Origin of the sequence: Cupriavidus sp. IDO, assembly GCF_000812465.1 — a bacterium.
GTDB lineage: Bacteria > Pseudomonadota > Gammaproteobacteria > Burkholderiales > Burkholderiaceae > Cupriavidus.
Genome location: NZ_JWMA01000022.1, coordinates 84,850 through 108,193, shown reverse-complemented (window position 1 = coordinate 108,193; position 23,344 = coordinate 84,850). Strand labels below are relative to the sequence as shown.

Below are 23,344 nucleotides of genomic sequence, written 5' to 3'. Positions count from 1 at the left end.
GCCGCCGAGGGCGCCACCCCGCCGCTGGCGGCACTGGTGGCGCTCACGCACAAGCTGGCGGCGCGCCATCGGCGGGGCGGCTGAGGGAGAGTGCGGATATTTGATGAAGAGGTCGTCTGGAGGCGAAGCCCCAAAAGAAAGCAAGGGCAACACTCATCACCGATATGCCATGACCAGGCGCTAGGATGCCGGCGCTGGCTGGCGTTCGGCACTGCCCGCTGCGGCCCCGGTCACGTCATTCCATCCGCCACCAAGCGCCGTGAACAGGCTCACCTCGGCGCTCAGCTGGTTCAGCCGGCTGGTGATCAGGACCTGCTGCGCGTTGTATAGCGAGCGCTGCGCGTCGAGCACCGCCAGGTAGTTGTCCACGCCGGTGCGGTAGCGCTCGTCAGCCAGCCGGTAGGCGTCTTCGGTGGCCTCGACGAAGCGCTGCTCGGCCTGGATCTGGTCCATGAAGGTGCCGCGCGCCGCGAGCCCGTCGGCCACTTCGCGGAACGCGGTCTGGATGGTCCGCTCGTACCGCGCGATGTTGATGTCCTTCTGGATCTTCGCGAAGTCCAGGCTGGCGCGCAGGCTCCCCGCGGTAAAGATCGGCAGGTTGATGCTCGGCTCGAACAGCCACGTGCCGGAGCCCGCCTTGAACAGCCCCGAGAGCTGGCTGCTGGCGGTGCCGGCGCTGGCGGTCAGCCTGATGCTCGGGAAGAAGGCCGCGCGCGCGGCACCGATGCTGGCATTGGCCGACCTGAGCTGGTGTTCGGCCGCGAGGATATCCGGCCGGTTCTGCAGCAGGTCGGACGGCAGGCCGGCCGGTACATCGGCAAGCAGTTTCTGGTCCAGCTCCAGGCCTGGCGGCAGATCCGGCGGCAGGCTGGTGCCGATCAGCAGCGTGAGTGCATTGGCGTCCTGCGCCACCAGCCGCGTATAGCGCGCCAGGCTGGCCCGCGCATTCTCGACGGCGGTCTGCGATTGTCGCAGGTCGAGCCGCGAAGCGATGCCTTCCTCGTAACTGCGCCGCGTCAGCTTGTAGCTGCGTTCATACGCAACGAGCGTGCTCTGCGTCAGGTCCAGCAGCGCCTCGTCCGCGCGCAGGGTCAGGTAGGCATTGGCCACGTTGGCCACCAGCGCGATATGCGCGCTGCGCCGGGTTTCCTCGCTCGAAAAATATTGCTCGAGCGCGGCCTCGCTCAGGCTGCGCACGCGGCCGAACAAATCGATTTCCCACTCCGTGACACCCAGCGCAATGCCGTACTGGCTGCCAATGATGGGCTGCCTGGTGGTGGACAGGTCGGCAGGAATCCGTTGCCGCGCGGCCTGCGCGGTCACGCCGACCTGGGGGAACAGCTCCGCGCGCTGGATCTGGTACTGCGCGCGGAAGGCCTCCATGTTGAGCACCGCCACGCGCAGGTCGCGGTTGTTCTCAAGCGCGAGTTCGATCAGCCGCTGCAGGCGGGGATCGGCAAAGAAGTCGCGCCAGCCGACTTCGGCCGCGGGCGGCGCCTGCGTTTCGGCGGTGCCGGCAGGCGGATAGGCGGGGCCTTGCGGATAGGCAGAATCGACCGGCGCCGCCGGACGGTGGTATGCCGGGATCAGGCTGCAGCCGGCCAGCATGGCGGTGGCAAGGCAGAGGACCGTCGCTCTCATGGCAGCGCCCCCTTTTCGACGGATGCGTCGTCCTCCTTGGGCTTGTCCTTGCTTTTCTTGAACAGCGCACTGACCGCCACGAAGAACAGCGGCACCCAGAAGATGGCCAGCACGGTGGCAGTGATCATGCCGCCGATCACGCCGGTGCCGATCGCATGCTGGCTGCCCGCGCCCGCGCCGGTCGACACCGCCAGCGGAAACACGCCGAGCATGAACGCCAGCGAGGTCATCACGATCGGACGCAGCCGCATGCGGCAGGCTTCCACGGCCGACTCCACCAGGCTCTTGCCCTGCTCGTGGAGCGCCTTGGCGAACTCCACGATCAGGATGGCGTTCTTGGCCGACAGGCCCACCGTGGTCAGCAGGCCGACCTGGAAGAACACATCGTTGGACAGGCTGCGCGCCAGCGTTGCCAGCAGCGCGCCGATCACGCCCAGCGGCACCACCAGCATTACCGAGAACGGAATCGACCAACTCTCATAGAGCGCCGCCAGGCACAGGAACACCACCAGCAGCGACAATGCGTACAACGCCGGCGCCTGCGAGCCGGACAGGCGCTCTTCGAAGGACAGGCCCGTCCACGAATAGCCGATGCCGGGCGGCATCTGCTTCATGATCTCCTCGATGGCCTTCATGGCTTCACCGGAACTGCGGCCCGCCGCAGGTTCGCCCAGGATTTCCACGGCAGCCACGCCGTTGTAGCGCTGCAGCTTGGGCGAGCCGAAGCTCCACTGGCCTGTGGCAAACGCCGAGAACGGCACCATCGCGCCCTTGTCGTTGCGCAGGAACCATTTTCCCAGGTCTTCCGGATTCATCCGTGCATTGGGGCGCCCTTGCAGGTACACGCGCTTGACGCGGCCGCGGTCGATGAAGTCGTTGACGTAGTTGGAACCCCACGCAATCGCGACGGTGCTGTTGATGTCGGCAGGCGACACGCCCAGCGCCTGCGCCTTCTCGTCATCGATTTCCAGCACGTACTGCGGCTCGTCGTTCAGCCCGTTGGGACGCACGCGCTGCAGCACGGGACTCTTCGATGCAAGCTGCAGGAACTTGTCGCGCGCGCCCATCAGCGCCTGGTGCCCCAGGCCGGCCTGGTCCTGCATGTAGAAGTCGAAGCCGGTGGCATTGCCCAGCTCCTGCACGGCAGGCGGCGCAAAGGCGAAGGCGAGCGAATCGCGGAACGTGCGGAATTTCTTCTGCGCGCGGTCGGCAAGCCCGAACACGCTGGTGTCATCGCCCGTGCGCTCCTCCCATGGCTTGAGCAGGATGAAGGCAAAGCCCGAACTCTGTCCCCGCCCGGCAAAGTTGAACCCGCTGACCGTGAAGAGCGAACTCACCACCCCGCGCTCGTCGTTCAGCAGGTACTCCCGCATCTGGGTCAGCACCTTCTGCGTGCGCTCCGCGGTTGCGCCAGGCGGGGTCTGCACCTGTGCGAACAGCACACCCTGGTCTTCTTCCGGCAAGAAGGAGGTCGGGATCCTGGTGAACAGCCAGCCCATCAGCACCACGATCGCCAGGTAAGCCAGCAGGAACGGCAGGCGGCGCCTGAGGATGCGCTTCACGCCGCCTTCATAATTGCGCGTGGTCGCGATAAAGCCGCGGTTGAACCAGCCGTAAAACCCGCCCTTGTGCTCGCCGTGGTCGCCCTTTTCGATCGGTTGCAGCATGGTCGCGCACAGCGCCGGCGTCAGGATCAGCGCCACCAGCACCGACAACACCATTGCCGAGACGATAGTGATGGAGAACTGCCGGTAGATCACGCCGGTGGAGCCGCCGAAAAACGCCATTGGCAGGAACACCGCGGACAGCACCGTCGCAATGCCCACCAGCGCGCCCTGGATCTGGCCCATCGACTTGCGTGCCGCCTCCTTCGGCGACGACCCGTCTTCGGCCATCACGCGCTCGACGTTTTCCACCACCACGATGGCATCGTCCACCAGCAGCCCGATGGCAAGCACCATGCCGAACATGGTCAGCGTGTTGATCGAATAGCCGAACGCCGCCAGCACCCCGAAAGTACCCAGCAGCACCACCGGCACCGCAATGGTCGGGATCAGGGTGGCGCGGAAGTTCTGCAGGAACAGGTACATCACCAGGAACACCAGCGCGATGGCTTCCATCAGCGTCTTCACCACCTCCTTGATGGAGCCGGCGATCACCGGCGTGGTGTCGTACGGGAACACAGACTCCATGCCCGGCGGGAAGAACGGCTCCAGATGGTCCAGCGTCTTGCGGATGTTCCGGACGGTATCGAGCGCATTGGCGCCGATGGCCAGCCGGATCGCAATCCCGGATGCCGGGCGGCCGTTGTACTGGGCGTTGATGGTGTAATCCTGCCCACCCAGCGTCACGTCGGCCACGTCCTTGAGCCGCACCTGCGAGCCGTCCGCGTTCACCTTGAGCAGGATGTTGCCGAACTGCTCGGCGGTCTGCAGACGGGTCTTGCCGATCACCGTGGCGTTCAGTTGCTGCCCCTGCACCGCGGGCAGGCCGCCGAGCTGGCCCGACGCCACCTGCACGTTCTGTGCCTTGATGGCGGTGCTGACGTCCAGCGGCGCCAGCTGATAGCTATTGAGCCTGGCCGGATCCAGCCAGACCCGCATGGCGTACTGCGAGCCGAACACCTGGAAATCCCCCACGCCGGGCGTGCGCGACAGCGGGTCCTGGATGTTGGAGACGATGTAGTTGGAAAGGTCCTCCCGCGTCATGTTCTTGTCTTTCGAAATCAGCCCGACAATGACCAGGAAGTTGCGCACCGACTTGGTCACGCGGATGCCCTGCTGCTGGACTTCCTGTGGCAACAGCGGCGTCGCGAGCTGCAGCTTGTTCTGCACCTGCACCTGCGCGATGTCAGGGTTGGTGCCCTGCTCGAACGTCACCGTGATGGTCATGCTGCCGTCGGAATTGCTCTCCGACGAGATGTAGCGCAGGCCGTCAAGCCCGTTGAGCTGCTGCTCGATCACCTGCACCACCGTGTCCTGCACCGTCGAGGCCGATGCGCCCGGATAGGTCACGGAAATGGCGATGGTCGGCGGCGCGATCGCCGGATACTGGTTGATCGGCAGCGCGCGGATCGACAGGACGCCCGCCAACATGATGACCAGCGCGATCACCCACGCGAAGATGGGGCGATCGATAAAGAAATTGGACATGGCGAATCCTCGCTGGCCGCGGCGTCAGGACTTGGCTGCCGGCTGGGCAGCAGGCGCGGACGCCGCGCCTGCGGGTGCCGTGCCGGCCGGCACGGCCTTGACCTTGGCACCGGGCTTCACGAACTGGAGCCCGTCGACAATCACCCGGTCGCCGGCCTTCAGGCCCTCGGTCACCAGCCACTTGTCGCCGACCACGCGGTCGGTCTTGACGATGCGCAACTCGACTTCATCGTTCGGATTGACTACCAGAGCCGTCGCCTGGCCCTTCAGGTCGCGGGTCACGCCGGTCTGGGGCGCCAGGATGGCGTCCGCCCGGACGGCTTCCTGCAGCCGCGCGTGGACGAACATGCCGGGCAACAGCTCATGCTTCGGGTTCGGGAACATGGCGCGCAGCGTGACGGAGCCCGTGCCAGGGTCCACGGCAACTTCCGAGAATTCGAGCCGGCCAGGCTCGCCATACTGGGTGCCGTCCTCCAGCACCAGCGTGACCTTTGCCGCGTTGGCGCCGGCGCTTACCAGTTGCCCGTTGGCCAGCTCCCGGCGCAGGCGCAGCAAGGCGGTGGAGGGCTGGGTCACATCGACATAGATCGGATCGATCTGCTGGACCGTTGCCAGCGCCGTGGCCTGCCCGTTGGTGGCCAGCGCGCCCTCGGTGACATTGGAGCGCCCGATGCGCCCGGACAGTGGCGACAGCACCTTCGTATAGCGCAGGTTGATCTGCGCCCGGTCCACCGCCGCCTGCGCCTGCAGCCAGGCCGCGCGGGCCTCGTCATACTGCTGCTTACTGACCGCCTCGTCGGCTACCAGCCTGCCGTAGCGCTGGGCAAGCAGGCGGGTGGATTCCAGCGTGGCCTCGGCGCTCTTGTAGGTGGCCTCGTAGGTGGCGGGGTCGATCAGGTAGAGCTGCTGGCCTTGCTTGACGTCGCTGCCTTCCACGAACAACCGCTTGAGGATGATCCCGTCAACCTGCGGCCGCACTTCGGCAATGCGGTAGGCCGCGGTCCGCCCCGGCAGTTCGGTATTCAGGGGCACCGACTCGCTCTTGAGCGTCACCACCCCAACCTGCGGCGGTGGCGGTGCGGCGGCCTTCTTCTCGCCGCCGCAGGCGGCCAGCAGCATGACGGCAAGACCGAACAAGCCGGGTATCGAAGCCCGCCTGGCGCACGATGGTTGCATAGCGACTTCCTGAAGGAACGAACCGCATCAAACGAACGCACGACCCCGGCAACACGCAGGCGCCCACGCCTTCGTGCCTTGCCACCTCATTGCTGCCAGACCGGGCCGCGAGCGCGGTCCGGCAAGACTCCCGGACATGGAGTGCGGCATCAGCAACTTCTGCGCCGGCCGGACGCTTCATGCGCTTGCATCGCAAGGCCCGCAGCGCGCCGGCCCCCGGGAAAGTAGCCTTCTTGTCGGGGGCTTCTCCGGGCGATTATAGGTTTGAATCACGTCGGGTTCATGGGTGGCGAGAGCGGCATGAGAACCTGCTGCGGAATTCCGGTGGACGGCCGCGCTATCGCCTAAAGTGGATGGTGCTGCGCCGGCCGCGGGCCGGCCCGCCAGCGCGCACCAGGGGGAGCGTCATGACCGTGACCAACCAGCAGTCCGGCACCAACGTGCATGAAATCGCGGACGGGATCTACCGTATCAATACGCCGGTCAGGATCGCCGGCGGCGCAGTCGGTTTCTCCTTCAACCAGTACCTGATCGTCGACGACGAGCCCCTGCTCTTCCATACCGGGCCCCGCAAGATGTTCGCGCTGGTGCATGAGGCCGTGGCCAGCGTGATCGACCCCGCGCGGCTGCGGCATATCTCCTTCTCCCACTTCGAGGCCGACGAGTGCGGCTCGCTCAACGAGTGGCTGGCGGCAGCGCCGCGGTCGGCGCCGTTGTGCGGTGCGATTGCCGCGATGGTCTCGGTCGAGGATATCGCCGACCGGCCGCCGCGCGCGCTGGACGACGGCGAAGCGGTCGCGCTTGGCCGGCACACCGTACGCTGGCTGGCAACGCCGCATCTGCCGCATGCCTGGGAATGCGGGCTCCTGATGGAGGAACACACCCATACGCTGCTCTGCGGCGACCTGCTCACCCAGGGCGGCGCCGACCTTCCGGCGATGACCGAATCGGACATCCTCGGCCCCAGCGAAGCGTTCCGCCGGCAGATGGACTACTACTCCCACACCCGCGATGGCGACCAGATGCTCCAACGGCTGGCAGGACTGCAGCCGACCACGCTGGCCTGCATGCACGGCAGCACCTGGCGTGGCGATGGCGCGGGATTGCTGCGCGAGCTGGCGGCTTCGCTGAAACGCTAGGGCAGTGTCCGACGCCGGGAGATTTCGGATCAAAATACTCGCGTGCGCCACCATGTTCCGGCGCAGGAGAGAACCGACATGCAAATTCGTTTGGGCAGGTTGTTGTGCGCGGCCGCGGTTGCGCTCAGTGCCTGCGCCAGCCTGCAGCCCGAGCAGGCGGGACAGAAGCTGATCGGGAGCGACGAGGGCGTCGTAAGAAGCACTTTCGGCACTCCCACCGAGGTCTACCAGCTGGCCGGCGGAACCAGGCGGTGGATCTATTCCAGGCAACCACTCGGCCATGAGGTCTACGCGGCGGACTTCGACGCAGCCGGCAAGCTCAGCAACTACCGCCAGATGCTGACGGAGAACGAGATCTACCAGGCCAAAGTCGGCGCCTGGACCAAGCGCGATATCGAGGAGCGCTTCGGCAAGCCGAAGGAACCCGTCCAGTATTACGCGCTGATGAAACGCGAAGCCTGGTCCTACCGCATGTACAAGGATGGCTACCAGACCGCGCATTTCAGTTGCTACTTCGACGACCAGGGCGTGCTGCAGCAGACCATGATCATCGTCGACGCGCTTGGCGGCGACCGCCGCGGCAGGTCACGCTGACCGCTTCGCAGCCTTCCCGTCCGGCCGCGCACCAGGCCGGCCGCCGGGTTCCAGCGTCGCCCGAAGGGGCTCCCTGAGATTTCCCGCTTTTTGGCAGAGAATGATCGTGGCTGTCGGACCATGCGCCGACCGCATGACGGCGTGCATCGTGCCGCCGTCACGCCTCACACGGGAAGATGACGTGACCACTGCAATCCTGCTCGAGAACATCCATCAAAGCGCCACCACCCGGCTGGACGAAGCCGGCCTCAAGGTCGAGCGCCGCACCGGCGCACTGGCCGGCACCGAACTGCGCGAAGTCCTGGCCAGCCACGACCTGATCGGCATCCGCTCCGCCACGCACCTGCGCGCGGACGATATCCGCAGCGCGCCGGAGCTGCTGTCGATCGGCTGCTTCTGCATCGGCACCTCGCAGGTTGATTTGGAAGCAGCCACCGCGGCGGGCATTCCGGTCTTCAACGCACCGTTCTCGAATACCCGATCGGTTGCCGAGCTGGTGGTCTCTGAAGCCGTGATGCTGCTGCGCCGGATTCCCGAGAAGAACGCGCTCGCGCATGCCGGCAAATGGGCCAAGGGCGCCAGCGGCTCGTTCGAGGCGCGCGGCAAGACCATCGCCATCGTCGGCTACGGCAATATCGGCTCGCAGGTGGGCGTGCTGGCCGAATCGATGGGCATGCGGGTGGTCTACTACGACGTGCTCGCCAGGCTCTCGCACGGCTCCGCGCGCGCCGCGGGCTCGCTGGAAGAAGCGGTAGCGCATGCCGACGTGGTCACGCTGCACGTTCCGGCCACCCCGCGCACGCGCAATATGATCGATGCCGGCGTGCTGGCGTCGTTCAGGCCGGGCGCGATCCTGATCAATGCCTCGCGCGGATCGGTCGTGGACATCCCCGCGCTGGCCGCGGCGCTGCGCGAGAAGCGCCTTGGCGGCGCGGCCATCGACGTGTTCCCGGAAGAGCCGAAGACCAACCACGATCCGTTCGTCAGCGAACTCCAGAACCTGCCCAACGTCCTGCTGACGCCGCACGTCGGCGGCAGCACGGAAGAGGCGCAAGAGAACATCGGCACGGAAGTGGCCGCCAAGCTGGTTAACTTCCTGAACACGGGCGGCACCGTTGGCGCGGTAAATTTCCCCGAAGTCGATCCGGGGCCGCTGCTGGCGCCTGCCCGGCTGCTCAACGTCCACAACAACGCGCCGGGCGCACTGGCGGCGCTGAACACGCTGCTGGCGCAGGATGGCGTCAATATCAACGGGCAGCATCTGCAGACGCGGGGCAGCACGGGTTACGTGGTCACCGATCTGGATCGCGCGCCTTCCGAAGGACTGGTTGCCGCGCTGCGGGCACATACTGGATTTGTGCGGTCGCGGGTGGTGTTGAAATAGGAAGGTTTATCGCTGGATTGCGGGATATTGGCTCTCGGAGGCGTGGCTGTTTCGCCGGCGTAGCCGGCGACTCGCTGTCCTCCCAACCTCGTGAGAGCGGAGTGGCTCCGTGATCGGGGGCCTCATGCCACCACAGCCTCCCGTCGCGGCAAACTCATGACCGACAAGGCAAACACCGCCAGCCCACCCATCGCCAGCAGCATCCCGACCCAACCCGTTGAAGCCCAGCCGAGTCCGGCGGCAATGGTGACGCCGCCCAGCCACGCTCCCAGCGCATTGGCCATATTGAACGCCGAGTGATTGAGCGCCGCGGCAAGCGTCTGGGCGTCGCCAGCCACATCCATCAGGCGGATCTGCAGCGCCGGCCCCAGTGCCACCACGGTACCGATCAGCAGCACATTGACGGATGCCAGCCACAGGTTGGATGCGGTGAACACGAACATCCCCAGCACCAGCGCCGACCAGGCCAGCACGCCGCCGATGGTGGGCATCAGCGCGCGATCAGCCAGCTTCGCGCCGATCAGGTTGCCGGCGACCATGCCCATGCCGAACAGCGCTAGCACGAACGGGATGCAGCTTTCCGGCAGATTCGCCAGTTCCAGCATGGTCGGCTTGATATAGCTGAATACCGCGAACATGCCGCCAAACCCGATCGCGCCGATGCCCAGCGTCATCCAGACCTGCTTGCGCGCGAAGGCGCCCAGCTCGCGCAGCGGGCTGGCATGGCGGTCGGCGGGCACGAACGGCACCCAGCGCCAGACCAGTAGCGCCGTCAGCGCGCCGATGACGCCCACCAGCGCAAACGCGGCGCGCCAGCCCAGCCACTGGCCGATGGCCGCGGCAATTGGCACGCCGATCAGCGTGGCCGTGGTCAGGCCCAGCATGACCAGCGCCACCGCGTGAGCGCGGCGCTCGCGCGCCACCAGGCTGGCGGCCACCAGCGCCGCCACGCCGAAGTACGTACCGTGCGGAAAGCCGGTCAGCAACCGTGCCACCAGCATCGAGCCATACGCCGGTGCCAGCGCGCTGGCAAAGTTGCCCACCGTAAAGGCCGCCATCAGCGCGATCAGGAGGCTGCGCCGCGGCCAGCGCGCGCCCAGCACGGCCAGCAGCGGCGCGCCGATGACCACGCCGAGCGCATAAGCGCTGATCAGGTGGCCGGCTTCGGGAATCGAGATGGCCAGGTCGCGCGCGGCGTCTGGCAGCAAGCCCATGATGACGAATTCGCCGGTGCCGATGCCGAATCCGCCCACGCCCAGCGCGAGCAAGGCCCGCCGGCTTGACGAGGGATCGTCACTTTCGGTTGCGGTCAGGTGGGAGGAAGGAGCGTTTGTATCTGTATCAATGCCGTCAGGAACTGCCATAGGAAAGCCAGGGAGAGTGAGATCGCGGGGGTTTTATGTGTTTGAGCTCCCGGGATGCCGGGCTGGCTTGCGGCGCGCCAGTCACCTGATACGGGGCATCCAGGGTCCGGCCAAGCGCCGGAAGCCGACATTCTGCAGCAATTCCGCAATATGCGTCGGGCACCGCTTGCGCGGCGCGGCCGTTCGCGTGGCGCTACGGCGCGTTGCGATCCACGATGCGGAAAACTTTCCCGCTCGTGCCGGAAGCGAAGGTGTCCGCCAGCAGATAGAGCTCGCCCTGCCCGTCCATGCCGAACGACAGCACGCTGCCGGGAGCGGCAATGCCCCAGTCCAGCTTCTCGGTCACGCCGTCCCGGAACGCGAAGCTGCGCAGCCACCCGCTGCAGAGATCCGAGTACAGGTAGCGCCCCAGCAAGGCAGGCATGGCATTGCCGCGGTAGACGTAGCCGCCGATCACGGCGCATCCGCCTGAGGGGCCGTGGTCGTATTCCAGTTGCGGCAGCGTAAGGCCCTGCGTATTGCAGGACGCCGCCAGGAAGCACAGGGTGCCTTCGGTCACGTTCCAGCCGTAGTTGAGCCCGCCGCTGGCAGCGGGCTCGACGTCGATCTCCTCGCGCTGATCCTGGCCGACATCGGCGATATACAGATTCCCGGCGGGCGGGTCGAAGGCAAAGCGCCACGGGTTGCGCAGCCCCGTCGCCCAGATCTCGCCGCGGCGGCCCGCCTGGCCGACGAAGGGGTTGTCGGGCGGAATCGCGTAGGGCTGGGCGCCGCTGTTGCTGACATTGATCCGCAGCAGCTTGCCGAGCAAGGTCCCCGGATCCTGCGCGTGGCCGGACGGATCGCCTTCGCCGCCGCCGTCTCCGACGCCGAGATAGAGCATGCCATCGGGGCCAAAGGCCAGCAGCCCGCCATTGTGGTTGTTGAAATCCGGATGCGGAATCGTCAGCACGATGGCGCCCGTCGTGCCGGCCAGGTTGGGATCGGCGGCCGACACCTGGTAGCGCGCGATCACGATATTCCCGCCGAGGTTGGTGTAATAGAGGTAGAAGCGGCCGTTAGCGGCATAGCCCGGGTCGAACGCCATCGACAACAGCCCGCGCTCGCCGTCCGTCGTGGTCAGTGCGGAAATGTCCAGGAACGGCGTCGGCAACAGCGTGCCGTTCTGTACGATGCGCACGCGCCCGGCACGCTCCACCACGAACAGGCGGCTGTCGTTGGGCGGCGCGGTCAGGTGCACAGGCGCCGCCAGACCGGTCACGACTTCACGCAGGGCCAGTGCAAAGGCCGCCGTGGCGCTGTAGGTGACCGCCACGGATGATGTACCGCTTCCGACCGCCACCTGCTGGGTAACCGGCTGCGGGGAGAGCGTGGTGCTGCCAGTCAACACGTTCCCGGCCACGACGGTGTAGGTCCCCGGCACCAGGCCGGTCAGCGTGGTCGATGTTGCCACGCGCTGCCGGAATCCGTTCGGACCGGTCACGGTCAGGTCGCCGCCAGTGCCTTGCGGAAGCCCGGATATCGAGACCGCAATGGCTCCCCGCCCCGGCGTACCCGTACCTGTACCTGGACCTGAACCTGAGCTGACCGACACCTCGGAACTGCCCCCGCACGCCACCAGGACGAGCGCGAGCAAGAGCATGAGGAAGCGCCGGGCATATAGTCTTGCAGTCGCCATCATTCCGCCCTCCTCTGCTTCACACCGACCCGGCCTGTCGCGCCGTGGTTCCCTAAAGATTAGCTGCAGCGGGAAGCCATACCAAGCCACCACGAACCCGGCACACCGCAGGCATTGCACGACACGCACATTTCACCCGTGGTGGTCGGAAAATTCAGAATGCGGTCCAGGGCACCACTGAATACACCGGGCCTCCTGGCAGCGCCCTAAAGAATGCCGGCTCCAGGCCGCTATCCCGTCTGTGACGGCGTTTGCCGGGGACGCAGTTGCATCGGCGTTGACCAGCCTTCTGCGCGTGGAGCCGGCATCGGCGCAAAGATGCGTTGGCGTGGCGTTGACGAGGCTTTCGCCCCGGATCGTTCTGGAGTGATTATGGAAATGGCAAGGCTGGCGAACTGGCTGAAACGGCCGATGATCGTGATGGCATGCGTGACAGGGGTGGCCAGCGCGCAGACTGGCACCATCACGTTCCACGGGGCCATCACCGATCCCTCCTGCGATTTTGAACCCACCCTTGAAGGGCTGGCGGCGAGTTGCATGACAGCGTCCGGCAAGACGATCACGACGCCGGTCCGGCTTGCGCGCGGCAGCATGCCCAGGCATACGCGCATCGGACTGGCCGAGCTCGATGCCGAACCGCTGTTCCGGAATGGGGGCAGCGAGCACCGCAGCAGCCCGACCGCGTATGTGCTTGTGATTACCTATCAATAGCTGGCGGACCGCCGAATTCGGCCGCAAGCCCCGGAGTGGCGTCTGCACGCGGAGCTTTTAATATGCGGTGCATCGACAGTTTCCGTCAGGAGCCAACATGCCCGCAGTTTCCCGAGCGAAGCATCCGGAAGAGATCGCGCGCCGCATCGATGCCATCGACTGGCGCCGCGCCGGCACGGATCTGGACGACCACGGCTGCGCCGTCATCGAGGGCATGCTGAGCGCACCGGAATGCGATGCGCTGGCGGCGCTCTACGCGCAAGACCGCCGCTTTCGTTCACGCGTGGTCATGGCCCGGCACGGTTTCGGTCGCGGCGAGTATAAGTACTTCGCCTATCCGCTGCCTGCGCTCGTTGCGGATCTGCGCACCGCGCTGTATCCGCACCTGGTGCCGGTTGCCAACCGCTGGAATGCGGCGATGGGGATCGACGTGCGCTACCCGGCCACCCATGCGGACTTCATCGCGCGCTGCCACGACGCCGGTCAACTGCGCCCCACCCCGTTGCTGCTGGAGTATCGCCAGGGCGATTACAACTGCCTGCACCAGGACCTGTACGGCGAGCATGTATTCCCCCTGCAGGTTGCGATCCTGCTCTCGGCGCCCGGCCAGGACTTCACCGGCGGCGAGTTCGTGCTGACCGAACAGCGCCCGCGCATGCAGTCGCGTCCCGAGGTGGTGCCGCTGGGCAAAGGCGACGCCGTCGTCTTCGCGGTCAGCCAGCGGCCGGTGCAGGGTACGCGCGGGCCATACCGCGTGAACCTGCGGCATGGCGTGAGCCGCGTGCGCTCCGGGCACCGGCAGACGGCTGGCATCATCTTTCACGACGCCGCCTGACAGCGGCACCTGTACCGCCCACATCACACTGAATTTGAAAGCAAGCCGCGGAGTGCAGGAAACCCGGCAGGCTTCTACATTGCAGGTATCGACCTCCAGCACGCCCCGCACTGGGACACCGCACCGACATCATGCAAAAGCCAGCCACCCTTGCCACCACCGACCCGCGCTGGGCCCGGGTCGTCGCCCGCGACGCCAGCGCCGATGCCGACTTCGTCTACGCCGTGAAAACGACCGGCGTCTACTGCCGGCCCAGCAGCCCGTCACGCCTGCCGCGGCCCGAGAACGTCGAATTCTTCGATAGCGCGGCCGCCGCGGAAGCAGCCGGCTACCGCCCCAGCAAGCGCGAAGCCGCCGACCAGTCCGCCGTGCGCCGCGCGGCGATCGTTGCGGCCGCATGCCGCCGCCTCGAAGCCGCCGAGACAGCGCCTGCGTTGGAAACACTGGCAGCCGAGGCCGGCGTCAGCCCCTGGCATTTCCACCGCATGTTCAAGGCCGTGACCGGCCTGACCCCGCGCGCCTACGCCGCCGCGCACCGCGCCCGGCGCCTGCGCGAGCAGCTCGGGCGGGGCAGCTCCGTCACCGAGGCCATCTACGATGCCGGCTTCAACTCGAACAGCCGCTTCTATGAAGCATCCGACGACCTGCTCGGCATGACGCCCACCAGCTTCAAGGCCGGCGGCGCGGATACCGAAATCCGCTTTGCGATTGGCGAGTGCTCGCTCGGCGCCATCCTGGTGGCCCAGAGCGCCCGTGGGGTATGCGCGATCCTGCTGGGCGACGATCCCGACGCCCTGGCGCGCGACCTGCAGGACCAGTTCCCCAATGCGACCCTGATCGGCGGCGATGCCAGCTTCGAGCAACTGACTGCGCGCGTGGTCGGCCTGATCGAGGCGCCATCGCTCGGCCTTGACCTGCCGCTCGACGTGCGCGGCACCGCCTTCCAGCAACGCGTCTGGCAGGCCCTGCGCGAAATCCCGCCCGGGACGACCGCCAGTTATGCCGAGATCGCCGCGCGCATCGGCTCGCCGAAATCCGTGCGCGCGGTGGCGCAGGCGTGCGGGGCCAATCACCTCGCGGTCGCCATCCCCTGCCATCGCGTGGTGCGCAGCGACGGCAACCTGTCCGGCTATCGCTGGGGCGTGGAGCGCAAGCGCGAGCTGATCGAGCGGGAAGCGCACGTTCCGGCGCTCGCGTCCGGGACCTGATGCCACGTCCGCATCCCGGAAGCGGCGAGCCGTGCGCATCACTATTCCGCATTGCACAATACAGCATGACCCTGCTTGCCCAGGCAAGCATTCGCGCCCAAGCTGGAATGGGCACGAACAGGAGAACATCATGCTTGCAAGCAACTTCGTCTGGCACTACACGGTCGGCACGAGGTTATCTGCCATCTCTGATTCCGGCCGGCTGATCCCGACACGATCCCCTCATGCCGGCGCCTCGCTCGGCGTGCTGTGGTTCTCGCGGCAACAGAGGTGGGAACCGTCGACCGCGCGCTCTGCGTGGATGCGGCACCAGGCCGCACGAGCGGCATTTCCCCTTGCGGACGGCCTGTACCGCTTCGGGCTGCCGGCTTCTGACTCGCGACTGATTCCATGGCCCAACGTCACGCGCGTGGCCGACATCGACATCCCCGAGGCTATGGCGATGGTCTCGGCCGGCCTGCGCCGGGGCGCGACCCCGACTGACTGGCTTGGCGCGTTGTCCGCGATTCCGATGTCCGGGTTACGTTTCCAGCGCTGGAATGGCGAGGCATGGCAGGACGCGGACCTGCAGGAGGCCGCGCAAAACGTCCGTGCCCCCGGCAAACCCGTGCCTGCACCAGCCAGGGCCAGTGCGCATGCCCACCCCGCGCAGCGGCGCAATGCATGACGTGCATTAAGGGCAAACCGGCGCTTGCAGCGTCTCGCGCAGGTTCGCCAGCATATCCGCCACCATCTCCTTCAGCCCGTACTCTGCCTTCCAGCCCCAGTCGGCACGGGCCACCGAATCGTCGATCGAGTCCGGCCAGCCCTGCGCAATCGCCTGCCGGTAGTCCGGCTCATAGCGGATATCGAACCCCGGCACCTGCTCGCGGATCGCCGCGGCAATCTGCGCCGGCGTGAAGCTCATCCCGGCTATGTTGTAGCTGCCGCGCTCGGTCAGCCGGCCGGCCGGGGCTTCCATCAGCTCGATGGTCGCGCGGATGGCGTCGGGCATATACATCATCGGCAGTGCCTCGTCCTCCTTCAGGAAGCAGGTGTAGGGCTCGCCCTTCACGGCCGAGTGGAAGATGTCGACCGCGTAGTCGGTCGTGCCGCCGCCAGGCGGCGTCTTGTGCGAGATCAGGCCCGGATAGCGCACGCTGCGCACATCCACGCCGTGGTTGGCGTGATACCAGCGGCACCAGCCCTCGCCTGCCTGCTTGGAGATGCCGTAGACGGTCGTGGGTTCCATCACGGTCTTCTGCGGCGTCTGCTCCGACGGCGTGGTCGGGCCGAAGGCCGCAATCGAACTGGGCCAGAAGACGCGCTCGATGCCGGTCTGGCGCGCCAGTTCCAGCACGTTGAGCAGGCCCGTCATATTGAGGTTCCACGCCCACTGCGGCGCCTTCTCGCCGGTGGCCGACAACGCCGCCGCCAGCAGGTAGATCTGCGTGATGCCGTGGCGCTCGACCACGGTCGCCAGCTCGCCGCGGTCGGTCGCGTTGACCATCTCATGGGCGATATGGACGTGGCGGCCGGTGGGCACCACGTCTGACGTGACCACATTGGTGCGGCCGTAGCGCTCGGCGAGGGCCAGCGCGAGTTCCGAGCCGATCTGGCCGTTGGCGCCGACGATCAGGATCTTTGGATTGCCGTCAGCCATCAGATCAGCCCCAGTTCGCGGCCGGCCTGGCCGAATGCCTCGAGCGCGGATTGCAACGCGGCTTCGTCATGCACGGCGCTCATCTGCACGCGAATGCGCGCCTGGCCCTTCGGCACCACCGGATAGAAGAAGCCCACCACGTACACGCCCAGCTCCAGCAGCCGCTGCGCGAGCTGCTGCGCCTTTTCCGCGTCGTAGACCATGATCGGGATGATCGGGTGGTCGCCCGGCTTGAGGTCGAAGCCCAGCTTGTCCAGGCCCGCGCGGAAGAATTTCGTATTGCGTTCCAGCCGGTCGCGCAGCTCGGTGCTGGCTTCCAGGAGATCGAGCACCGCGATCGACGCGCCCACGATGGCCGGCGCCACCGTATTCGAGAACAGGTACGGACGCGAACGCTGGCGCAGCAGCGCCACCACTTCCTTGCGCGCGCTGGTAAAGCCGCCCGAGGCGCCGCCCAGCGCCTTGCCGAGCGTGCCGGTGATGATGTCGATCTTGCCGAACAAGCCGCGCAGCTCGTGCGTGCCGCGCCCGCGCGCGCCCAGGAAGCCGGTTGCGTGGCATTCGTCGATGCCGAGCAGCGCGCCGTGCGCATCGCAGATCGTGCGCATCTCGTCGAGCCGGGCCACGGTGCCGTCCATCGAGAACACGCCGTCGGTGAACACCAGCCTGTGGCGCACCCCGTCCGAGTCCGCCTGCGCCAGCTGCGCGCGCAGGTCGTCCATGTCGTTGTGCCTGTAGCGGTAGCGGCGCGCCTTGCTCAGGCGGATGCCGTCGATGATCGAGGCGTGGTTGAGCTCATCGCTGATGATCGCGTCTTCCGCCCCGAGCAGCGTTTCGAACAAGCCGCCGTTGGCGTCGAACGCCGAGCCGTAGAGGATGGTGTCTTCGGTGCCGAGGAAGGCGGAGAGCCGGGCTTCCAGCGTCTTGTGCAGATCCTGCGTGCCGCAGATAAAGCGCACCGAACTCAGGCCAAAACCATGGGTGCGCAGCGCCTCGTGCGCCGCCTCGATCACGCGGGGATGCGACGACAGGCCGAGGTAGTTGTTGGCGCACAGGTTGATGACCTCGCGGCCGTCGGTGGTGCGCACGCGCGCCCCCTGCGGCGTGGCAATCACGCGCTCGTTCTTGTACAGCCCCGCCTCGCGGATGCCTTCGAGCTCGGCGCGGACGGATGCATAGAATGCCTCGGCACTCGACATGGTTTGACTCCCGGTGTGCTAGGATGCGATCGATAAATCGAACACGTTCTATATATCGAACGTTTCTAGCAATATAACGAACATCACTCCATGACGCAAGTCCTCGCCCAGACCACGCAGGCCGAAGGGCCGCCAGCCGTTGGCATGGCCCTGCAGGCGCTGCGGCAGCAACAGCGCCTGTCGCTCGACGAACTGTCTCGCCGTGCCGGCGTGTCGAAATCGATGCTGTCCCAGATCGAACGCAACCTGGCCAATCCCACGGTCGCCGTGCTGTGGCGCCTGGCCAATGCGCTGGGCGTGAACCTGACGGACTTCCTCGCTGGCGGCCCGGCGGAGCGCGCCGGGGGCGGCATCACGGTCGTGCAGCCACATGCCACACCCTCGCTGAAAAGCCCCGATACCCGCTGCGACCTGCGCATCCTCGGCCCGATCGACCTGGCCGGGCGCTTCGAGTGGTACGAGCTGACCATCCAGGCCGGCGGCGTGCTGGCCTCCGAGCCGCATGAAGCCGGCACGCAGGAGCACCTGTCGGTGCTGAGCGGGTCGATGTCGGTGCGGGCCGGTGCGGACGAGAAAAAGCTGCGCCACGGCGAGACGGCGCGCTATGCGGCCGATGTCGCACATGCGATCTCCAATGGCGGCAAGACCACTGCCACTGCACTACTGGTTGTAGTGCATCCGGGCTGACACGGACAAGAGGAGAGGCGCCGCCGGGACAGACCGGACGGCGCGTGCGCAGGGCATTGCCTTGCGGATACTGCGCTGGCTTTCACGGCGCCTGCATCGACACCCCATAGCGGGCAAAGATCCGCTCCAGCTCGCCGTTGCGGCGAATGGCGTCGAGCGCGTTCTGCAGGGATTCCGCCAGCTCGCGCTCCCCGGACCTGACTGCCATGCCCACGGCCCAGCCATGTGCGGGCAGCAGCGGCGAGCTCATGTCCACCGCGGCAAAGCGTGCGGCGGACTGCCCGGCCGCCCTGAGCGCGCTTTCGTACTGCGCGCGCGTCACCATTGCCGCCGCGATCTCGCCGGCGAAGAGCGCATGCAGCGCGTTGTCGGCCCCGGCGTAGATCTTCACCTTGTCGCGCAGGGCGCCGCGCGCGCCGGACAGCAAGGCATTGGCGCCGGCGGAGCCGCCTTCGGCTCCGGTCGGCTGCCCGGCCAGGTCTTCCAGCGCGCGCACCTCGGGCACGCGCTGGCGGTCATGCACCAGCACGAAGGTCTCGCGGTAATAGGGCGCGAAGATCAGCGTCTTGTCGTTCTCGCGCATAAAGGCGCGATCGACCGGCACATGCAGCATCACGTCCGCCGGACCGAAACCCAGGTAATGGCCGCGCCAGACCATATTGCGCAGGTCGTCCGCCATGTTCTCGTCGGCATCGAAGGGCAGCAGCGACACCGACAGGTCCATCTCCTTGCTCAGGGCTCTGGCCAGCGCCACGTCGATGCCCTCGGGCTGGCTGCCCGCCACCGCGGAGAACGGCGGCAGGTCCTTGTAGATGGCCACCTTCAGGCTGCCGCTCTGGCGGATCTTTGCCAGGTCCGCCTGCGCCGGCTGCGCGCAAAAGATCGCGGCAACCGCCAGCAGGCTGGCGGACGCACGGCGCAGGGCGGAACCGGCTGATGGGAGGGGAACGGCGCCCCGGGCAGGGCTGGCACACATGAAAGGTCTCCTGGAACATGGAATGAGGCCGGCATCGACGGGCCGGTCCGGTGCAATGCGGGTGGACGTTGGGATGCCCCCTTATTCGTGCCGGGATTCCAGGTAGGTCTTGATGGCCCACACCGCTTCCTGGTTCAGCGTGCCTTCGAACGGCGGCATGTAGACGCGTCCATCGCGCGTGCGCCCCTTGCGCACGGTGGTGGTGAAGTACTGGGAGATCTCGCCCATGCAGGCCTGCTTCTTCTTCGCATCGGCCAGCGACAGGCAGTCGCTGTCGAGCTTGCGCAGGTCCGGCGCGATGCCGCCGGAGACGGCTTCCAGGCCGTGGCAGCGCGCGCAGTTCTGGTTATAGGCCGAAGTGCCGATGCGCAGGGCTTCCTGGTGCGCATCGCCGCTCCGGTATGGATTATCCGGACGCCATTCTTCGCCAAGCTGCGGTAGTGTCTTGGTATCCACGGCTTGCGGGGTGACATCGCCGTGTGCCAGGGCGATTCCGGGTGCGCTCCCGGCCAGAAGTGAACAAAGCGACAGCAGGGAAAGCAGGCGGCGGGGAAGTTTCATGTTTGTCTCCTACAGTGGACAGATGTTGTTCTCGATTTTCTGCAGGCCACTTCCGCAAAAGCCGTACCAGTTGGCCAGGGGGCCCTAAAAGCCCGGTCCACGCCCGGTCCGGACCGGAGCCGGCGCTGGGTGCGGTGCAGCATTACTGTCCGGGTGTCCGGGAATGCAACAGCCTGGCAAGTGTTTTGCTACATGACGCAACACTGCGGGCCGGCGCGTATGCAACGCACGAGCCGGCAGCAACGAGCCGCGCAAAGATCGCGGGCGGAATACTCACAGGAGACAGCGAAATGACTTCTCAACCGGCAGCCGGCCTGCGCGTGCCCGATGCCGCAGCCGCCGCAGTGGCTGGCGGAGCGCAACCCGAGGGTCCCGGCCTGATCGCCGAGGCTCACCGGCGCTCCGCCTCGTATGGTCTGCGCCCCTATGAGTCGCCGGACTTCTGCCCGGTGCGCCAGAGCGAGCTGAGGACGCAGATCGAGCGCAGCCAGTCGCTGTTCACGTATGCGCTGCCGGTGATGGAGACGCTCTACGACCAGATCGTCAACACGCAGAGCATGGTGATCCTGACCGACGCCGCCGGCCTGATCCTGCACTCCATGGGCGATGACGACTTCCTCGCCAGGGCCGACAAGGTGGCCTTGCGGCCCGGCGCGGTGTGGTCGGAGGAAAGCCGCGGCACCAATGCGATCGGCACGGCGCTGGCCGAGAACCGGGCCACCCTGGTACACGGCGCGGATCACTTCCTGGAGGCCAACCAGTTCCTGACCTGCTCCTGCATGACCATCCTCGATGCCTACGGCAAGACGGTCGGCGCGCTCGATGTGACGGGAGACCATCGCGGTTTCCACAAGCACACCATGGCGCTGGTGCGGATGTCGGCACAGATGATCGAGAACCAGCTGTTCGCCAATGCCTTCCAGGACATGGTGTGCATCCGCTTCCACGCGCGCGCGGAGTTCCTCGGCACGCTGGTGGAGGGCATTGCCTCCTTTACGCCGGGCGGCCGCTTCCTCTCGGCAAACCGCAGCGGGCAGTTCCAGCTCGGCCTGTCGAACGGCGCATTGCACGCGCACACCTTTTCCTCGCTGTTTGGCCTGTCGATGTCGCAGCTGTTCGACGCCGTGCGCCAGGCGCCGGCGGGCATCGTCCAGCTGCATCTTCCGAGCGGCGTCAGGGTCAGCGCGCGCGTGGAGTGGAAGTCCCCCACTGCCTCCATCCCGGGCAATGCCGTAGACAGCGGCCGCACCGGGGCGGCGGAAAGCGCAGCCATGCCCCGCCTGCCCGCCGCGCCGCTTCGCCAGCTGGCCGGACTGGACGAGCTCGACACCGGCGACGCCCAGATCAAGGCCGTCATCACCAAGCTGCGCAAGGTCATCGGCAAGGATATTCCGGTGATGGTGCTGGGCGAGACCGGCACCGGCAAGGAGCTCCTGGCACGCGCGATCCACGCCGACAGCCCGCGCCACGCGGGGCCCTTCATTGCCGTCAACTGCGCCTCGATCCCGGAAAACCTGATCGAGTCCGAGTTGTTCGGCTATGAAGAAGGCGCCTTCACCGGCGCCCGCAAGAAGGGCGGCATCGGCAAGATGCTGCTGGCCAACGGCGGCACGCTCTTCCTTGACGAAATCGGCGACATGTCGCTGCAGCTGCAGGCACGCCTGCTGCGCGCGCTGCAGGAACGCGCGGTTTCGCCGCTGGGCAGCAGCAAGCTGATCCATGTCGACGTTTCGGTGATCTGCGCCACCCACCGCAACCTGCGCGAGCAGGTCGCCAACGGCCTGTTCCGGGAGGACCTCTATTACCGCCTCAACGGCCTGGTCGTGCGCCTGCCGGCCTTGCGCGAGCGCAGCGATCTCGACGAGGTCGCCGCCAAGCTGTTGCGCCTGGACCAGCAGGACGCCGAAGCGCCACGCATCAGCGAATCCGTGATGGCGATGTTCCGCGCCTATCACTGGCCCGGCAATATCCGCCAGCTCGGCAACCTCCTGCGCACGGCGCGGCTGATGGCCGAAGGCGAGCCCGAGATCACAGCGGACCACCTGCCCGACGATTTCCTCGACGACTTGCATGCGCGGCAGGGCCAGGATGCCATGCCGGCAACAGTGCCGGGCGCAGCGGCGCAACAAGCCCCGCGCGCCCAGCCGGTTCGGCTGGCCGATGTCGAGGCGCTGGCCATCCTCGCCGCGGTCAAGGCGCACCACGGCAATATCTCCGCGGCCGCGAAGGCCCTGGGCATCTCGCGCAATACGGTCTACCGGAAGATGGACGAGGCGCGCGGGCTGCCGCAGGACGAGAGCTGAACGCCGCCGGCACCCGCCAGCGGCTCGCCCTGCATCCACAGGTCTTCCGGTTCGCGCCAGACGCGCCGGACATTCAACGGATGGCGCGACGCGAAGCCGCGCCTTTCACCGCTGCCAGCCCGCCGCACGGATGGCGGCCACCAGCGCACCGCGCATGGCGCCAGTGGCCAGGTGGCCGCCCGGCACCCAGGTCAGCCGCGCCTGGGGCATGACCGCGAGCAGGCGCGTGGCGTTGGCGGGGCGGCAGACCGGGTCGGCGCGGCCGTGCAGCAGCGTGACCGGCAGGCCCCGCGCGCCGATCTCCAGTGCCGCCCTGAGCAGCGCCGGCTTGCCGAGTCCGGCGCGGTTGCGCAGGTAGTGCGCCTGGATCCGGTACTTGTTCGCCGCCGCCACGCGCTCGCGCCATGACCGTGCGCGAGCGGCTAGCATCGGGCCAAGGTGCAGCATTGACCGTTCACGACTTCGCCATCCAGCGGCGGTGTCTCGTTTCTGAACAGGCGTACCACTTTGCAACACCCTTGACACAGTGAGCAGAGTGGCGCGCGCGTCCGGCAGGCGCTCCCCGAGCGGCGTGACGCAATGCAGCATGCGGCGTCCGCCATGGCGCGGGACGAAGAGCCGGAGCATGTCGTCGCGCCCGGTCAGGAAGGTCCCGCGCAAGACCAGCGCGGCCACGGCGTCCGGAAAGCGCTGCGCATACGCCAGCGCCAGCGCCGCGCCCCACGATCCGCCCACCACGCCCCAGCGTCCGATGCCGAGTCCCTCGCGCAGTTGCTCCAGGTCGCGCAGCAGCGTGCCCACGTTATTCCGGCGCAGGGTCCCCGCCGGCCTGGACCGTCCGGCGCCGCGTTGGTCGGGCATCACCACGCGGTGCACGAGCGGGTCGAACCAGTCCGCCATGGCGGGATCGCAGCCGCTTCCCGGCCCGCCATGCAGCACGAGCCAGGGCTCGCCATCGGCCGGCCCGCTCAAGCGGACGTGAACGCGCTGGCCGTCCGGCGTACGCATGAAGAAGCAGGAGGATGTCGGTGGCATTGCGGGCATGGTTGTTGCCTCGTTCGGAATGCGGCGGGGTTCACCGCACGCGATTCACT

General features: G+C 67.1%; 19 protein-coding genes. 9 read left to right on the top strand and 10 right to left on the bottom strand.

Translation table 11 applies throughout. The features are described 5' to 3' along the window. Positions 1 to 180: 180 nt before the first annotated feature. Genes adeC through RM96_RS07800 form a run of 3 tightly spaced genes read right to left on the bottom strand, consistent with a single transcriptional unit; the run spans position 181 to position 5,969 of the window. On the bottom strand, positions 181 to 1,641 hold the full coding sequence (adeC, locus tag RM96_RS07810) for an AdeC/AdeK/OprM family multidrug efflux complex outer membrane factor (protein WP_039009458.1): 1,461 nt from the start codon (positions 1,639 to 1,641) through the stop codon (positions 181 to 183). Beyond that, entirely contained in the window at positions 1,638 to 4,793 is a 3,156-nt protein-coding gene (locus RM96_RS07805) for an efflux RND transporter permease subunit (protein ID WP_039009457.1), read from the bottom strand. Before RM96_RS07805 ends, adeC begins: the two co-directional genes overlap by 4 nt. Positions 4,794 to 4,817: 24 nt before the next feature. Beyond that, on the bottom strand, positions 4,818 to 5,969 hold the full coding sequence (locus RM96_RS07800; RefSeq protein ID WP_039009456.1) for an efflux RND transporter periplasmic adaptor subunit: 1,152 nt from the start codon (positions 5,967 to 5,969) through the stop codon (positions 4,818 to 4,820). Positions 5,970 to 6,376: 407 nt separating this feature from the next. Between RM96_RS07800 and RM96_RS07795 the strand changes: the two genes are divergently transcribed. The 3 genes from RM96_RS07795 to serA all read left to right on the top strand — a co-directional run bounded on the left by RM96_RS07795 (position 6,377) and on the right by serA (position 9,086). Beyond that, positions 6,377 to 7,108: an MBL fold metallo-hydrolase gene (locus RM96_RS07795; RefSeq protein ID WP_039009477.1), complete on the top strand. Its 732-nt coding sequence runs from the start codon at positions 6,377 to 6,379 to the stop codon at positions 7,106 to 7,108. Between the two features lie 78 nt (positions 7,109 to 7,186). Then, the gene (locus tag RM96_RS07790; RefSeq protein ID WP_039009455.1) at positions 7,187 to 7,702 is read left to right on the top strand and encodes a hypothetical protein; all 516 of its coding nucleotides are present in this window, start codon (positions 7,187 to 7,189) and stop codon (positions 7,700 to 7,702) included. Positions 7,703 to 7,835: 133 nt separating this feature from the next. Then, positions 7,836 to 9,086 carry a phosphoglycerate dehydrogenase gene (gene serA, locus RM96_RS07785; protein ID WP_082016454.1) on the top strand — a complete coding sequence of 417 codons (1,251 nt, stop codon included), beginning with the start codon at positions 7,836 to 7,838 and terminating at the stop codon, positions 9,084 to 9,086. Positions 9,087 to 9,208: 122 nt separating this feature from the next. Here the strand turns inward: serA and RM96_RS07780 are convergent, their stop codons facing one another. Then, positions 9,209 to 10,450: an MFS transporter gene (locus RM96_RS07780; RefSeq protein WP_082016452.1), complete on the bottom strand. Its 1,242-nt coding sequence runs from the start codon at positions 10,448 to 10,450 to the stop codon at positions 9,209 to 9,211. A gap of 193 nt (positions 10,451 to 10,643) precedes the next feature. Further along, positions 10,644 to 12,131, bottom strand: coding sequence for a PQQ-dependent sugar dehydrogenase (locus tag RM96_RS07775; RefSeq protein ID WP_238587144.1), 1,488 nt, complete (start codon positions 12,129 to 12,131; stop codon positions 10,644 to 10,646). A gap of 369 nt (positions 12,132 to 12,500) precedes the next feature. Here RM96_RS07775 and RM96_RS07770 point away from each other — a divergent pair, with 369 nt between their 5' ends. From RM96_RS07770 to RM96_RS07755, 4 genes are all read left to right on the top strand, one after another. Further along, on the top strand, positions 12,501 to 12,839 hold the full coding sequence (locus RM96_RS07770; RefSeq protein ID WP_039009453.1) for a hypothetical protein: 339 nt from the start codon (positions 12,501 to 12,503) through the stop codon (positions 12,837 to 12,839). Between the two features lie 97 nt (positions 12,840 to 12,936). Then, a complete protein-coding gene (locus RM96_RS07765) occupies positions 12,937 to 13,674 on the top strand; it encodes a 2OG-Fe(II) oxygenase (RefSeq protein ID WP_039009452.1) in 738 nt (245 codons plus the stop codon). Positions 13,675 to 13,805: 131 nt separating this feature from the next. Then, entirely contained in the window at positions 13,806 to 14,882 is a 1,077-nt protein-coding gene (gene ada, locus RM96_RS07760; RefSeq protein ID WP_039009451.1) for a bifunctional DNA-binding transcriptional regulator/O6-methylguanine-DNA methyltransferase Ada, read from the top strand. A gap of 130 nt (positions 14,883 to 15,012) precedes the next feature. Continuing rightward, complete coding sequence (locus tag RM96_RS07755) at positions 15,013 to 15,549, top strand: hypothetical protein (RefSeq protein ID WP_063925973.1); 537 nt, start codon at positions 15,013 to 15,015, stop codon at positions 15,547 to 15,549. A 6-nt stretch (positions 15,550 to 15,555) separates the two neighbouring features. Here RM96_RS07755 and RM96_RS07750 read toward each other — a convergent pair whose 3' ends face one another. Together RM96_RS07750 and kbl are read right to left on the bottom strand one after the other, a co-directional pair. After that, positions 15,556 to 16,524 (bottom strand): L-threonine 3-dehydrogenase, encoded by a 969-nt coding sequence (locus tag RM96_RS07750; protein ID WP_039009450.1) that lies wholly within the window; start codon positions 16,522 to 16,524, stop codon positions 15,556 to 15,558. After that, positions 16,524 to 17,723 carry a glycine C-acetyltransferase gene (kbl, locus tag RM96_RS07745; protein ID WP_039009449.1) on the bottom strand — a complete coding sequence of 400 codons (1,200 nt, stop codon included), beginning with the start codon at positions 17,721 to 17,723 and terminating at the stop codon, positions 16,524 to 16,526. The genes RM96_RS07750 and kbl overlap by 1 nt, the downstream gene beginning before the upstream one ends. A 90-nt stretch (positions 17,724 to 17,813) precedes the next feature. Here kbl and RM96_RS07740 point away from each other — a divergent pair, with 90 nt between their 5' ends. Next, the gene (locus RM96_RS07740) at positions 17,814 to 18,410 is read left to right on the top strand and encodes a helix-turn-helix domain-containing protein (RefSeq protein WP_039009448.1); all 597 of its coding nucleotides are present in this window, start codon (positions 17,814 to 17,816) and stop codon (positions 18,408 to 18,410) included. Positions 18,411 to 18,492: 82 nt separating this feature from the next. Here RM96_RS07740 and RM96_RS07735 read toward each other — a convergent pair whose 3' ends face one another. Beyond that, positions 18,493 to 19,386: a substrate-binding periplasmic protein gene (locus RM96_RS07735; RefSeq protein ID WP_039009447.1), complete on the bottom strand. Its 894-nt coding sequence runs from the start codon at positions 19,384 to 19,386 to the stop codon at positions 18,493 to 18,495. A gap of 81 nt (positions 19,387 to 19,467) precedes the next feature. Further along, on the bottom strand, positions 19,468 to 19,947 hold the full coding sequence (gene pedF, locus RM96_RS07730; RefSeq protein WP_039009446.1) for a cytochrome c-550 PedF: 480 nt from the start codon (positions 19,945 to 19,947) through the stop codon (positions 19,468 to 19,470). Positions 19,948 to 20,237: 290 nt separating this feature from the next. Between pedF and RM96_RS07725 the strand changes: the two genes are divergently transcribed. Beyond that, the gene (locus RM96_RS07725) at positions 20,238 to 22,250 is read left to right on the top strand and encodes a sigma-54-dependent Fis family transcriptional regulator (RefSeq protein WP_039009445.1); all 2,013 of its coding nucleotides are present in this window, start codon (positions 20,238 to 20,240) and stop codon (positions 22,248 to 22,250) included. Between the two features lie 105 nt (positions 22,251 to 22,355). On the opposite strand, the gene RM96_RS07720 is transcribed toward RM96_RS07725, so the two are convergent. Continuing rightward, the gene (locus tag RM96_RS07720; RefSeq protein ID WP_039009444.1) at positions 22,356 to 23,294 is read right to left on the bottom strand and encodes an alpha/beta fold hydrolase; all 939 of its coding nucleotides are present in this window, start codon (positions 23,292 to 23,294) and stop codon (positions 22,356 to 22,358) included. Positions 23,295 to 23,344 lie beyond the last annotated feature (50 nt).

Bases quoted from the DNA above. Each gene is read 5' to 3' on its own strand.
- RM96_RS07780 (WP_082016452.1), bottom strand. From the start codon at position 10,450: ATGGCAGTTCCTGACGGCATTGATACAGATACAAACGCTCCTTCCTCC.
- RM96_RS07750 (WP_039009450.1), bottom strand. From the start codon at position 16,524: ATGGCTGACGGCAATCCAAAGATCCTGATCGTCGGCGCCAACGGCCAG.
- RM96_RS07800 (WP_039009456.1), bottom strand. From the start codon at position 5,969: ATGCAACCATCGTGCGCCAGGCGGGCTTCGATACCCGGCTTGTTCGGT.
- RM96_RS07740 (WP_039009448.1), top strand. From the start codon at position 17,814: ATGACGCAAGTCCTCGCCCAGACCACGCAGGCCGAAGGGCCGCCAGCC.
- ada (WP_039009451.1), top strand. From the start codon at position 13,806: ATGCAAAAGCCAGCCACCCTTGCCACCACCGACCCGCGCTGGGCCCGG.
- RM96_RS07765 (WP_039009452.1), top strand. From the start codon at position 12,937: ATGCCCGCAGTTTCCCGAGCGAAGCATCCGGAAGAGATCGCGCGCCGC.
- RM96_RS07755 (WP_063925973.1), top strand. From the start codon at position 15,013: ATGCTTGCAAGCAACTTCGTCTGGCACTACACGGTCGGCACGAGGTTA.
- RM96_RS07795 (WP_039009477.1), top strand. From the start codon at position 6,377: ATGACCGTGACCAACCAGCAGTCCGGCACCAACGTGCATGAAATCGCG.
- RM96_RS07775 (WP_238587144.1), bottom strand. From the start codon at position 12,131: ATGATGGCGACTGCAAGACTATATGCCCGGCGCTTCCTCATGCTCTTG.
- adeC (WP_039009458.1), bottom strand. From the start codon at position 1,641: ATGAGAGCGACGGTCCTCTGCCTTGCCACCGCCATGCTGGCCGGCTGC.
- RM96_RS07770 (WP_039009453.1), top strand. From the start codon at position 12,501: ATGGAAATGGCAAGGCTGGCGAACTGGCTGAAACGGCCGATGATCGTG.
- serA (WP_082016454.1), top strand. From the start codon at position 7,836: ATGACGGCGTGCATCGTGCCGCCGTCACGCCTCACACGGGAAGATGAC.
- kbl (WP_039009449.1), bottom strand. From the start codon at position 17,723: ATGTCGAGTGCCGAGGCATTCTATGCATCCGTCCGCGCCGAGCTCGAA.
- RM96_RS07720 (WP_039009444.1), bottom strand. From the start codon at position 23,294: ATGCCCGCAATGCCACCGACATCCTCCTGCTTCTTCATGCGTACGCCG.
- pedF (WP_039009446.1), bottom strand. From the start codon at position 19,947: ATGAAACTTCCCCGCCGCCTGCTTTCCCTGCTGTCGCTTTGTTCACTT.
- RM96_RS07805 (WP_039009457.1), bottom strand. From the start codon at position 4,793: ATGTCCAATTTCTTTATCGATCGCCCCATCTTCGCGTGGGTGATCGCG.
- RM96_RS07725 (WP_039009445.1), top strand. From the start codon at position 20,238: ATGACTTCTCAACCGGCAGCCGGCCTGCGCGTGCCCGATGCCGCAGCC.
- RM96_RS07790 (WP_039009455.1), top strand. From the start codon at position 7,187: ATGCAAATTCGTTTGGGCAGGTTGTTGTGCGCGGCCGCGGTTGCGCTC.
- RM96_RS07735 (WP_039009447.1), bottom strand. From the start codon at position 19,386: ATGTGTGCCAGCCCTGCCCGGGGCGCCGTTCCCCTCCCATCAGCCGGT.